Source organism: Acidovorax sp. SDU_ACID1, assembly GCF_045291395.1.
Lineage (GTDB): Bacteria > Pseudomonadota > Gammaproteobacteria > Burkholderiales > Burkholderiaceae_C > MR-S7.
Window position 1 is genome coordinate 4,965,557 of sequence record NZ_CP152342.1, and the last position, 11,944, is coordinate 4,977,500.

The window sequence follows — 11,944 nt, forward strand, 5'->3', positions numbered from 1 at the left end:
AGGGCCGCCCCGCCGCACGGGCGGCGTCCCCTTCCCGGCGAAGCCGAGAGAAGGGGAAGCGGCGCAGCCGCTCAGGGGGTTGTCGTTTCACTCCAGCCATGCCTTGCCGCCGTAGATCGTGTGCAGGTGGTCTTCGGTGAGGCCGCCGGGCGGGCCGTCGTAGACCACGTGGCCGCCCGTCATGCCGACGATGCGGTCGGAGTAGCGGCGTGCCAGCTCCACGTCGTGGATGTTGACCATCACCGGGATGCCGCGCTGCACGCCCTGTTCGCGCAGCAGCTGGATGATCTCTACCGAGGTCTTGGGGTCGAGCGACGAGGTGGGCTCGTCGGCCAGCAGCACGGCGGGCTGCTGCATCAGCGCGCGCGCGATGCCCACGCGCTGGCGCTGGCCGCCGCTCAGCGCGTCGGCGCGCTGGCCGGCGAACGCGGCCAGGCCCACGGTATCGAGTAGCGCGTAGGCGCGCTCCACGTCGTCAGGGTCGAATTGGCGGCGCCACGCGCGCCAGGCCGAGAGGTAGCCCAGGCGGCCGGTGAGCACGTTCTCCATGACCGACAGGCGCTCCACGAGGTTGTATTCCTGGAACACCATGCCGATGTGCCGGCGCGCGCGGCGCAGCGCGCGGCCCTGCAGCTGGGCCATGTCCACGCGCTCGCCCGGCAGGTCCAGCAGGATGCGGCCCGACGTGGGCGCGACCAGCCGGTTGATGCAGCGGATCAGCGTGGACTTGCCCGTGCCCGAGGGGCCGATGATGCTCGTGAGCCCCGTGCCCTCGATGGCGAGGTCGATCGACTTGAGCACCGGCGCGCCGGGCTTGTACTCCTTGACCAGCCGCTCGATGTGCAGCGCGCCGCTCACTTCTTGCCCGCGGCGGCCTTGTCGAAGGCCTCGCGCGTGAACAGTTCGCCGGAGGCGGCGGCCACGGAGCGCACCAGCTCCCAGTCCTTCTGGTAGGTGATGGGCAGGAAGCGGTCGCCGCCCAGGCCCTTGGCCATCTCGGCCGGCACCTTGTAGTCGAAGAAGCACTGCTTGATCTTGTCCTGCAGCGCGGGCGCCAGGTTGTGCGCGTAGGCGTAGGCGTCCGTGGGGAACATCTGGCTGGTGTAGAGCACGCGGAAATCGTCGCCCTTGACCACGCCGCGCTCGGTCATGTGCTGCAGCACGTCGCTGGCCACGGGGGCGGCGTCGTAGTCGCCCGTCTTCACGCCGAGGATGGACTGGTCGTGCTTGCCCGAATAGACCACCTTGTAGTCGGTGTCGGGCGTCAGGCCGATCTTGGGGAACAGCGCGCGCGGCGCCAGGTTGCCCGAGTTGGACGAGGGCGAGGTGTGCGCGATGCGCTTGCCCTTCAGGTCTTCGAGCTTCTGGTAGGGGCTGTCCTTGCGCACGATCATCTTCAGGTACATGCCCACCGGGCCCTGGTCGTTGCCGCGGATGGCGAACGGCACGGCGCCCGACAGGTTCACCGCGAAGTTCACCGGGCCCGGCGAGAACGCGGCGATGTGCAGGCGGCCCGAGCGCATGGCTTCGATCTGCGCGGCGTTGGACTGCACGGGGAAGAACACCACCTTCTTGCCCACGCACTGCGACAGGTGGCCCATGAAGGGGCGGAACAGTTTCTCGTAGATGGAGGGGTCTTCCACGGGCGTGAAGGCGAACACCAGCGTGCCCGGGTCCTTCAGGCGCTTGGGGTCGGTGGGCGTGTCGGCCACCAGGTCGCGGTTGGCGTCGCAGAACTGCGCGTCGAGGTCGCCGCGGTGGGCGCAGGCGTCCTGCGCCTGGGCGCCGGCGGCGGCCAGCAGCACGGCGGCGGCGAAGGCGCCGCGCAGGACGATGGGGGTGGAAGAGGTGTTGGGCATGGCGTTCCTCGCAGGCGATCCAGAAAAATGTGCCCGACTATAGGAAGCCGCCCCGCGCGCCGTGGCGCTATCCTTTCGTCCTGCCTTCAGAGAGCTTTCAATTGCCTTTCAAAACCGACCGGAGTAACCCTAGCCCTGACGGAGCGCAAGCATGAGGGTGCTCGTCGTCGAGGACGACTTCGACCTGAGCGGCGCCCTCACGCGCCTGCTCACGCGGCGGGGCTTCCACGTCACGCACTGCACCCACGGCGCCGAGGCGCTGCACCTGCTGGAGCGCGAGCTGTTCGAGCTCGTCGTGCTCGACCTGGGCCTGCCCGGCATGGACGGGCTGCAGCTGCTGCAGCGCCTGCGCGCGCGGGGCCTGGCGCTGCCGGTGCTCGTGCTCACCGCGCGCGGCGCCGTGGGCGACCGCGTGGCCGGGCTCAACGCCGGGGCGGACGACTACCTCGCCAAGCCCTTCGACCCCGACGAGCTGGAGGCCCGCCTGCGCGCCCTTGCGCGCCGCGCGGGCGTGCAGGACGAGCCGCGCTGCGGCGAGCTGCGCCTGGACCGGGGCGCCGGCGCCTTCTACTGGGGCTCGCAGGCGCTGGAACTCACGCCGCGCGAGAGCGCACTGCTCGCGGGGTTGATGGAGCACCCGGGCCGCGCCATCACCAAGGCCCGGCTCACCGCGCTGGCCTTCGGCTCCGAGCCGCCGAGCCAGCCCGACGCCGTGGAGGTGGTGGTGCACCGCCTGCGCAAGAAGCTGGCCCACACGCAGGTGCAGATCACCACGCTGCGCGGCCTGGGCTACCTGATCCAGGAAGTGCGGTCGCCCCATGGCTGAGCGCCGCGGCGGCCGTGCGGTGCGCCAGAGGCTGATGCTGTGGCTGGCGCTGCCGGTGGCGCTGTTCATCCTGGTGGATGCCTGGGCCTCGTACCGCGCGGCGGCGGGCATTGCGCAGAGCGCGTTCGACCGGCTGCTGGTCACCTCGGCCCACGCGCTGGCCGACCTGATCCACCTGGAGGGCGGCGAGCTGCAGATCACCCTGCCGCACGCGGCGCTGGAGCTCTACGGCGACGAGGCCGAGGTGGCCGGCCGGCGCGGCGACGCCGTCACGCGCAGCCGCATGATCTACCGCGTGAGCTACCTGAACGGCGAATACCTCGCGGGCGAGCGCGCCGTGGCGCCCTATGCGGGCCTGGCGCCCGTGCACCCGCGCTACGGCGTGCGCCTGGCGCTCTACGGCACGCAGCTCGCGGGCGAGCCCGTGCGCATGGCGGCGCTGTGGCAGCCCGTGGAGACGCACGACGGCATGCGCTACGTGGTGGTGCAGGTGGGCGAGCCCTCGCAGTACCGCGACCGCATCGCGCGCGGCATCCTCTGGCAGACGCTGGCGCGCCAGTCGGCGCTGCTGGCCCTGCTGGTGGTGCTGATCTGGTGCGTGGCCACCGTGGCCCTGCGCCCCCTGCGCGTGTTCGCGCGCCAGCTGGAGGCGCGCCCGGCCACCGACCTGGAGCCCGTGGCCGTGCAGCCGCAGACCCCGCAGGAGCTGCTGCCCGCGGTGAGCGCCTTCAACGGCCTGCTGGAGCGCGCGCGCGAGGCGCAGGCGGCGCAGCAGCGCTTCGTGGCCGACGCCTCGCACCAGCTGCGCACGCCGCTGGCCGTGCTGCAGTTGCAGGCCCATGCCGGCCTGGCGGGCGAACTGCCCGCACGCGAGGCCCTGGAGCAGGTGGCCGCCACCACGCGCCGCACCGCGCGCGTGGTGCAGCAGCTGCTGGCATGGAACCGTGCGCGCGCCGGCGTGCCCGCGGAGCAGATCGCCACGGTGGACCTGCGCGCGCTGCTGGAGGAGGTGGCCGTGGAGCTGTCGCCGCTCATCGCCGCACGCCACCAGGACTTCCAGCTCGATGCCGAGCCCTGCCCCTGGACGGGGCCGGCCTGGATGGTGCGCGAGATCGCCATGAACCTGCTGCACAACGCCTTGACCTACACGCCCGAGGGCGGCGCGCTGGGCATGCGCCTGCAGCAGGACGCACAGGGCGTGCGCCTGGTGGTGCACGACGACGGGCCGGGCCTGTCCGCGCAGATGCAGCGCGACCTGTTCGTGCCCTTCGTCAGCGGCGCGGTGGGCGGCAGGGGCGCCGGCCTGGGTTTGGCCATCTGCCGCGACCTGGCCCAGGCCTGCGGCGGCCGCCTGGTGGTGGAGAACCGCCGGGTGGACGGCGCCGTGCGCGGGCTCGATGCCACACTCGTGCTGCCGGGGTGGCCCGGCGCCAGCGCCGGGCGGCCCGATGCGTCAGAATCACGCCCATGAACGCGCTCCACATCGCCGAATACACCCAGACGCTTGGTTTGCAGGCAAAAATGGCCTCAGCGCTTATGGCGCAAGCGCCAGCAGCTATCAAAAACAAAGCGTTGCTGGCCTTGGCGCGCTTGTTGCGCGAGAGCGTCCTGCCGCTGCAGGCGGACAACGCGCGCGACCTGGAGCGCGCCCGTGCCGCCGGCCTGGCCGAGCCCATGGTCGACCGGCTCAAGCTCAGCCCGAAGGTGCTGGAGACCTGCGCCCAGGGCTGCGAGCAGCTCGCGGCCATGCCCGACATCATCGGCGAGGTGCTCGGGATGAAGCAGCAGCCCAGCGGCATCCGCGTGGGCCAGATGCGCGTGCCCATCGGGGTGTTCGGCATGATCTACGAGAGCCGGCCCAACGTGACCATCGAGGCGGCCAGCCTGTCCATCAAGAGCGGCAACGCCTGCATCCTGCGCGGCGGCTCCGAGGCCATCGACTCCAACAAGGCGCTGGCCCGGCTGGTGCAGCAGGCGCTGGCCGAGGCCGGCCTGCCGCAGGACGCGGTGCAGCTCGTGCAGACCACCGACCGCGAGGCCGTGGGCCAGCTCATCGCCATGCCGCAGTACGTGGACGTGGTCATCCCGCGCGGCGGCAAGGGCCTGATCGAGCGCATCAGCCGCGAGGCCAAGGTGCCCGTCATCAAGCACCTGGACGGCAACTGCCATACGTATGTGGACGATCCCTGCGACCTGGACATGGCCGTGAAGGTGGCCGACAACGCCAAGACCCAGAAGTACAGCCCCTGCAACGCCAGTGAAGGCCTGCTGGTGGCACGCGGCGTGGCGGCCGACTTCCTGCCGCGCATCGGTGCCGTCTACGCCGCCAAGGGCGTGGAGATGCGCTGCGACGCCGAGGCGCTGGCGATCCTGCGCGCCGTGCCCGGCGCCCATCTGGCCGAGGCCACCGAGGCCGACTGGGGCGAGGAATACCTCGCGCCCATCATCAGCGTGAAGGTGGTGGCGGGGGTGCATGAAGCCATCGCGCACATCAACCGCTACGGCAGCCACCACACCGACGCCATCCTCACGCGCGACCACCTGCACGCCCAGCGCTTCCTGCGCGACGTGGATTCGGCCAGCGTGATGGTCAACGCCAGCACGCGCTTCGCCGACGGCTTCGAGTACGGGCTGGGCGCGGAGATCGGCATCAGCACCGACAAGTTCCACGCGCGCGGGCCCGTGGGCATCGAAGGCCTCACGTCGCTCAAGTGGATCGTGCTGGGCGAGGGCGAAGTCCGCCACTGACGCCAACGGCGCCATGAAGATCATCATCCTCGGCGCCGGCCGCGTGGGCTACAGCGTGGCCGACAGCCTGGTTTCCGAGAAAAACGACATCACCGTCATCGACACCGACGCGGAGCGCCTGCGCGAGCTGGAGGCGCGCTTCGACCTGCGCGGCGTGGTGGGCAACGGCATCGATCCGCAGGTGCTGGCCGAAGCCGGCGCGCGCGACACCGACCTGCTGATCGCCTGCGCCGCGCAGGACGAGACCAACCTGGTCTGCTGCAAGGTGGCGCAGCTGGTGTTCAACATTCCCACGCGCATCGCGCGCGTGCGCTCGTCGGGCTTCGCGCTGGAGCACGACGACCAGCTGCTGGGCAAGGACGGCTTCGGCGTGGACCGCATCATCTGTCCCGAGGAGTCGCTGACGCGCTACATCGGCAAGCTCGTCGAATACCCCGAGGCGCTGCAGGTGCGCGAGTTCGCGGGCGGGCGCGCCTGCCTGGTGTCGGTGCGTGCGCGCCCCGGCGCGTCCATGGTGGGCATGCGCATCGCCACCATGCGCGAGACCGCGCCCGACGTGGCCATGCGCATCGTGGCCATCTACCGGCGCTTCCCCGATGAGCCTGACCGCTTCGTGCCTTGCGACGGCTCCACCCGCGTGGAGCCGGGCGACGAGGTGTTCGTGCTCTCCGCGCGCGAGCAGATCCCGCAGGTGCTGGCGGCGCTCTACCACCAGAACGGCCATCCGGCGCGGCCGGTGCGGCGCATCATGGTCGCGGGCGGCGGGCGCGTGGGGATGCGGCTGGCGCGGCAGCTCGGGCAGTCGGGGCGCTTCCACATCAAGATCCTGGAGGAGAGCCAGGAGCGCTGCGTGGCGCTGGCCTCCGAGCTGCCGTCCGACATCCTCGTGCTGCAGGGCGACGCCACCGACGAGGACCTGCTGAGCGAGGAGAGCATCGAGGAGGTGGACCTGTTCCTCGCGCTCACCGACGACGACGAGGACAACATCATGTCCTGCCTGCTCGCCAAGCGCATGGGCGCGAGCCGCGTGCTGGCCCTCATCAACCGCCGCACCTACGCCGACCTGATGCACGGCACGCAGATCGACATCGCCCTGTCGCCCGCGCAGGCCATGCTGGGCGAGCTGCTGGCCTACGTGCGCCGCGGCGACGTGCAGGCGGTGCACAGCCTGCGCCGCGGCGTGGCCGAGGCGCTGGAGATCGTGGCGCGCGGCGACCGCAAGAGTTCGCGCGTGGTGGGGCGCAAGGTCAGCGAGATCCACCTGCCGGCCGAGGTGCACATGGGCCTGATCGTGCGCGGCCTGCCCGATGCGGGCGATGCACAGGGCGCCGCCGCCGCTGCCGAGCCGCAGGTGATCATCCCGCGCAGCCACACGGTGATCGAGAGCAACGACCACGTGGTGTTCTTCCTGCCCCACAAGCGCCTGGTGCGCGAGGTGGAGCGGCTGTTCCGCGTGAGCGCGACCTTCTTCTGACGCCGCCATGTCCGATGTGCTGCCCGTCCTGCGCGTGCTCGGAGCGCTGCTGGCCATGTTCGCCGTCTCGCTGTGCGTGCCGCTGGCCGCGTCGCTGTGGGCGCACGAGGGGCTGTGGCCGCAGTACGCGCTGGCGATCTGCGTCACCTGCCTGTCCAGCGCCATCCTCTGGGTAGGCCTGCGCGAGCACCGGCGCGAGCTGCTGCCGCGCCACGGCGTGATGCTGGTGTCGCTGGTGTGGATGGTGATCCCGTTCTTCGCGGCGCTGCCGCTGCTGATGGTGATGCAGGCCATCGGCCGGCCGATGTCGTTCACGCATGCGTATTTCGAGGCCGTCTCGGGCCTGACCACCACCGGCTCCACGGTGCTGGCGCGCCTGGACACGCTGCCGCTGTCGGTGAACGTGTGGCGCACCTTCATGCAGTGGATCGGCGGTATGGGCATCCTGATCCTGGCCGTGGCCGTGCTGCCGCTGCTGGGCGTGGGAGGCAGCCAGCTCTTCAAGGCCGAGGCGGCCGGCCCGGTGAAGGACACCAAGCTCACCCCGCGCATGACCGAGACGGCCAAGGGCCTGTGGGGCGTCTACGTGCTGTTCTCGCTGGCCTGTGCGCTGGCCTACTGGCTGGCCGGCATGGCGCCGCAGGAAGCGCTCATGCACATGTTCGCCACGGTGAGCCTGGGCGGGCTGTCGCCGCACGACGAGAGCCTGGGCTACTACCACTCGCCGCTGGTGGAAGCGATCGCGCTGGTGTTCATGCTGTGCGCGAGCTGCAACTTCGCCCTGTATTTCATCGCCCTGCGCAAGGGCAACTGGCAGGGTTTCTGGCGCGACCCCGAGATGCGCGCCACCATGGCCGCGCTGATCGGCGGCGGGCTGCTGGTGGCGCTGCTGCTGTGGGCCAAGGGCGTGTACGGGCCGCTGGAGGCGCTGCGCTTCGGCATGTTCCACGTCGTCTCCGTCGCCACGACGACCGGCTTCACCACCACCGACTACCTCGCCTGGCCGGTGTTCGCGCCGGTGTTCATGCTGCTGCTGTCGGGCGTGGCCACCAGCGCGGGATCGACGGGCGGGGGCATCAAGATGGTGCGCATGCTCATCCTGCTCAAGCAGGCGCGCCGCGAGATGACGCGCATCGTGCACCCGCGCGCGGTGCAGCCCGTGCGGCTGGGCGAGGGCGTGGTGGACAACCGCATGATCTTCTCGGTGCTGGCCTTCATGCTGATGTACGGCGCCACCGTCATCACGCTGAGCATGGTGCTGCTGCTGACCGACCTGGACATGGTGACCGCGTTTTCCGCCGTGCTGGCGAGCGTGCACTGCACCGGCCCGGGCCTGGGTTTACTGGGGCCGGCGTCGAACTACGCGGTGCTCACCGACTTCCAGCTCTGGGTGTGCACGCTCGCCATGCTGCTCGGGCGGCTGGAGATCCTGAGCTTCATGGCGCTGCTGGCGCCGGCGTTCTGGCGGCGCTAGGGCTGATCCCTACAATCGACCGCAACCTTTTTCCGAGGGCGATACATGGTTCCCCATCTCATCACGGCACTCACCGGACCGATCAACGAACTGGAGCAGCGCATCCTCGACTCCATGCCCGCCATCGAGCGCTGGTTCCGCCTGGAGTGGATGGAGCACACGCCGCCGTTCTACACCTCGGTGGACATCCGCAACGCGGGCTTCAAGCTCGCGCCGGTGGACACCAACCTGTTCCCCGGCGGCTGGAACAACCTGACCGACGAGATGCTGCCGCTGGCGGTGCAGGCGGCCATGGCGGCGATCGAGAAGATCTGCCCCGAGGCGCGCAACCTGCTCATCATTCCCGAGAACCATTCGCGCAACACCTTCTACCTGGCCAACGTGGTGCAGCTGCAGCGCATCTTCAACATGGCCGGGCTCAACGTGCGCGTGGGCTCCATCAGCCCGGACATCAAGAAGACCACCACCGTCACGCTGCCGCACGGCGAATCCGTCGTGCTGGAGCCGGTGATCCGCACCAAGCGCCGCCTGGGGCTGAAGAACTTCGACCCCTGCACCATCCTGCTGAACAACGACCTGTCGGCCGGCCCCCCGGGCATCCTGGAGGAACTGCACGAGCAGTACCTGCTGCCGCCGCTGCACGCGGGCTGGAGCGTGCGCCGCAAGAGCCGCCACTTCCAGAGCTACGAGGAGGTGGCCAAGCGCTTCGGCAAGATGCTGGGCATCGACCCCTGGCTCATCAACCCGCTGTTCACCCGCGCCGAGGGCGTGGACTTCAACGAAGGCTTGGGGCTGGATGCGCTGCAGGGCGCCGTCGACGCCACGCTGGCCAAGGTGCGCCGCAAGTACAAGGAATACGGCATCAACGAGAAGCCGTTCGTCGTGGTCAAGGCCGACAACGGCACCTACGGCATGGGCATCATGACTGTGCGCGACGCCAAGGAGCTTGACGGCCTGAACCGCAAGACCAAGAACAAGATGGCCGTCATCAAGGACGGCCAGGTGGTGCACGACGTGATCGTGCAGGAAGGCGTGCTCACGCAGGAGCGAGTGCACCAGGCGGTGGCCGAGCCGGTGGTCTACATGATGGACCGCTACGTGGTCGGCGGCTTCTACCGCATGCACGCCGAGCGCGGCACGGACGAGAACCTGAACGCCCCCGGCGCCAGCTTCGTCCCCCTGGCCTTCGAGCACAGCACCCGCCTGCCCCAGCCCGGCGCGCGCCCGGGCGCGAGCGCGCCCAACCGCTTCTACATGTACGGCGTGATCGCTCGCCTGGCCATGCTGGCGGCGAGCTACGAGCTGGAAGCCACCGACCCCGAGGCCGAGGTCTACGACTGACGCCGACCGCCAGTTGCTGCGTTGCAACATCGGCGGCGGGGGCATGCACGCCGCGCAGGCGCGGCGCACAATGGCGATCCCGCTTGACCCGCCGATGCCTCCGGGCACCGGCAACCTGCAGTGCAACATTCCAAGTCATCGCTCGCCGCGCTCACCCTGGGCGCCATCGGCGTCGTCTATGGCGATATCGGCACCAGCGTGCTGTACGCGGTCAAGGAGGTGTTCGGCTCCGGGCATGTGCCGTTCACGCACGCCAACGTCTACGGCGTGCTCTCCATCCTGTTCTGGACGCTCACGGTCATCGTCTCGCTGAAATACGTGGTGCTGGTGCTGCGCGCCGACAACCATGGCGAAGGCGGGCTGATCGCCATGCTGGCGCTGGCCTCGCAGGCGCTCAAGCAGCGCCATCCGCGGCTGCGCAGCGGCATGCTGGTGGTGGGCATCTTCGGCACCTCGCTCTTCTATGGCGACGGGGTGATCACGCCGGCGATCTCGGTGCTCTCGGCCATCGAGGGGCTGGAGGTGGTGTCGCCCCACTTCCGCAAGGCCGTCATCCCGCTCACGCTGGTGGTGCTGTTCGGGCTATTCGCCGTGCAAAAGCGCGGCACGGCGGGCATCGGGCGCTATTTCGGGCCGCTGATGCTGGCCTGGTTCCTGTCGATCGCGCTGCTCGCCGTGCCCCACATCGCGGGCCACCCCGAGATCCTGGGCGCCCTGGGTCCGCACCATGCGCTGGGCTTCATCTGGCACAACCCGGGCGTCAGCTTCATCATCCTGGGCGCGGTGGTGCTGTGCGTCACCGGCGCCGAGGCGCTGTATGCCGACCTGGGCCACTTCGGCAAGCGCCCGATCCGCATCGCCTGGTTCAGCGTGGCCATGCCGGCGCTGACCGTCAACTACTTCGGCCAGGGCGCACTGCTGCTGGCCGATCCGGCCGCGGTGAAGAACCCGTTCTTCATGATGGCGCCCGACTGGGCGCTGCTGCCGCTGGTGCTGCTCGCCACCATGGCCACGGTGATCGCGTCGCAGGCGCTCATCACCGGGGCGTTCAGCGTCACCAAGCAGGTGATCCAGCTCGGCTACCTGCCGCGGCTGAACATCCTGCACACCAGCGTGCGGGACACGGGCCAGATCTACCTGCCCTTCGTCAACTGGAGCCTGTTCGTCGCCATCGTGCTGGCGGTGGTCATGTTCCGCTCCAGCAGCAACCTGGCGGCGGCCTACGGCATCGCGGTGACGCTGGACATGCTGATCACCACCGTGCTCACCTTCTTCGTGATCCGCTACGGATGGGGCTATCCGCTGGCGCTGTGCCTGGCGGCCACCGGGTTCTTCTTCGTCGTGGACCTGGCGTTCTTCTCCTCCAACCTGCTCAAGCTGCTGCAGGGCGGCTGGTTCCCGCTGCTGATCGGCGCGCTGGTGTTCACGCTCATGATGACCTGGAAGCGCGGCCGCGAACTGCTCAACGACCGGTTGCGCGAGGAGGCCATCGGCCTGCCGGACTTCCTGGCCTCGGTGCTGGCCCACCCGCCCGTCCGCGTGGACGGCACGGCCGTGTTCCTGAGCGCCGAGCCGGGCATCGTGCCCAATGCGTTGCTGCACAACCTCAAGCACAACAAGGTGCTGCACCGGCAGAACCTGTTCGTGACCGTGCGCTACCACGAGACGCCCTGGATCGGCCTGGACCAGCGGCTGCAGGTGCAGGCGCTGGGCGGAGACTGCTGGCAGGTCACCGTGAACTACGGCTTCAAGAACGAGCTGGACCTGCCCAGCGCCCTGGGCCTCATGCAGGGCCGCGGCTGCGAGCTGCACGCCATGAGCACCAGCTATTTCCTGTCGCGCGACGTGGTGGTGCCCACCATCGGCAGCGGCATGGCGCCCTGGCGCGAAAAACTGTTCGCGCAGATGCACCACAACGCCAGCGGCGTGGCGGCCTTCCTGCACCTGCCCAGCAATGCGGTGGTGGAGCTGGGCTCGAAGGTGGAAATCTGATTGAGAGCAATTTTGGTCTCTAGCGCTTGCCAGTCAAGCGCAAGCAGCTATGCTTTTTGAATGCCCGTGCCCAGCGCCCGGCCGGGGGAGCTGCCACAATCGGGCGCCATGCGATTCTTCAAAGACCTGAGCCTGTCTGCGTTCACGGCAGGGTTCGTCGCCGTGCTCGTGGGCTTCACCAGCTCGGTGGCCATCGTGTTCCAGGCGGCCCAGGCGTTCGGCGCCACGCC

At 69.6% G+C, this 11,944-nt stretch carries 10 protein-coding genes (1 of these 10 only partly in view); 8 read left to right on the forward strand and 2 right to left on the reverse strand.

The genetic code is table 11. From position 1 onward, the window contains the following. Positions 1-87 precede the first annotated feature (87 nt). Both phnC and phnD read right to left on the reverse strand, forming a co-directional pair. Positions 88-858, reverse strand: coding sequence for a phosphonate ABC transporter ATP-binding protein (gene phnC, locus AAG689_RS24080; RefSeq protein ID WP_406624113.1), 771 nt, complete (start codon positions 856-858; stop codon positions 88-90). Continuing rightward, the gene (gene phnD / locus AAG689_RS24085; protein WP_406624114.1) at positions 855-1,859 is read right to left on the reverse strand and encodes a phosphate/phosphite/phosphonate ABC transporter substrate-binding protein; all 1,005 of its coding nucleotides are present in this window, start codon (positions 1,857-1,859) and stop codon (positions 855-857) included. The genes phnC and phnD overlap by 4 nt, the downstream gene beginning before the upstream one ends. 151 nt (positions 1,860-2,010) lie before the next feature. Here phnD and AAG689_RS24090 point away from each other — a divergent pair, with 151 nt between their 5' ends. The 8 genes from AAG689_RS24090 to AAG689_RS24125 all read left to right on the forward strand — a co-directional run. After that, a complete protein-coding gene (locus AAG689_RS24090) occupies positions 2,011-2,685 on the forward strand; it encodes a response regulator transcription factor (protein ID WP_406624115.1) in 675 nt (224 codons plus the stop codon). Further along, positions 2,678-4,156, forward strand: coding sequence for a sensor histidine kinase (locus tag AAG689_RS24095; protein ID WP_406624116.1), 1,479 nt, complete (start codon positions 2,678-2,680; stop codon positions 4,154-4,156). The genes AAG689_RS24090 and AAG689_RS24095 overlap by 8 nt, the downstream gene beginning before the upstream one ends. Continuing rightward, a complete protein-coding gene (locus AAG689_RS24100; RefSeq protein WP_406624117.1) occupies positions 4,153-5,433 on the forward strand; it encodes a glutamate-5-semialdehyde dehydrogenase in 1,281 nt (426 codons plus the stop codon). Before AAG689_RS24095 ends, AAG689_RS24100 begins: the two co-directional genes overlap by 4 nt. 13 nt (positions 5,434-5,446) lie before the next feature. Continuing rightward, on the forward strand, positions 5,447-6,907 hold the full coding sequence (trkA, locus tag AAG689_RS24105; protein WP_406624118.1) for a Trk system potassium transporter TrkA: 1,461 nt from the start codon (positions 5,447-5,449) through the stop codon (positions 6,905-6,907). Between the two features lie 7 nt (positions 6,908-6,914). Further along, entirely contained in the window at positions 6,915-8,381 is a 1,467-nt protein-coding gene (locus tag AAG689_RS24110) for a TrkH family potassium uptake protein (protein ID WP_406624119.1), read from the forward strand. A 45-nt stretch (positions 8,382-8,426) separates the two neighbouring features. Next, the gene (gshA, locus tag AAG689_RS24115; protein WP_406624120.1) at positions 8,427-9,722 is read left to right on the forward strand and encodes a glutamate--cysteine ligase; all 1,296 of its coding nucleotides are present in this window, start codon (positions 8,427-8,429) and stop codon (positions 9,720-9,722) included. 120 nt (positions 9,723-9,842) lie between these two features. Beyond that, complete coding sequence (locus AAG689_RS24120) at positions 9,843-11,714, forward strand: potassium transporter Kup (protein ID WP_020229459.1); 1,872 nt, start codon at positions 9,843-9,845, stop codon at positions 11,712-11,714. Between the two features lie 108 nt (positions 11,715-11,822). After that, positions 11,823-11,944, forward strand: partial view of a benzoate/H(+) symporter BenE family transporter gene (locus tag AAG689_RS24125; RefSeq protein ID WP_406624121.1) — the 5' end (the start) only. Its footprint extends 1,072 nt past the window's final position; the window shows 122 of its 1,194 coding nt (coding positions 1-122); its start codon is at positions 11,823-11,825; the stop codon falls past the right edge of the window.

What these genes read in the sequence shown, in the direction of transcription:
- AAG689_RS24100 (WP_406624117.1), top strand. Translation starts at nt 4,153, where the DNA reads ATGAACGCGCTCCACATCGCCGAATACACCCAGACGCTTGGTTTGCAG.
- trkA (WP_406624118.1), top strand. Translation starts at nt 5,447, where the DNA reads ATGAAGATCATCATCCTCGGCGCCGGCCGCGTGGGCTACAGCGTGGCC.
- phnD (WP_406624114.1), bottom strand. Translation starts at nt 1,859, where the DNA reads ATGCCCAACACCTCTTCCACCCCCATCGTCCTGCGCGGCGCCTTCGCC.
- AAG689_RS24095 (WP_406624116.1), top strand. Translation starts at nt 2,678, where the DNA reads ATGGCTGAGCGCCGCGGCGGCCGTGCGGTGCGCCAGAGGCTGATGCTG.
- gshA (WP_406624120.1), top strand. Translation starts at nt 8,427, where the DNA reads ATGGTTCCCCATCTCATCACGGCACTCACCGGACCGATCAACGAACTG.
- AAG689_RS24110 (WP_406624119.1), top strand. Translation starts at nt 6,915, where the DNA reads ATGTCCGATGTGCTGCCCGTCCTGCGCGTGCTCGGAGCGCTGCTGGCC.
- AAG689_RS24090 (WP_406624115.1), top strand. Translation starts at nt 2,011, where the DNA reads ATGAGGGTGCTCGTCGTCGAGGACGACTTCGACCTGAGCGGCGCCCTC.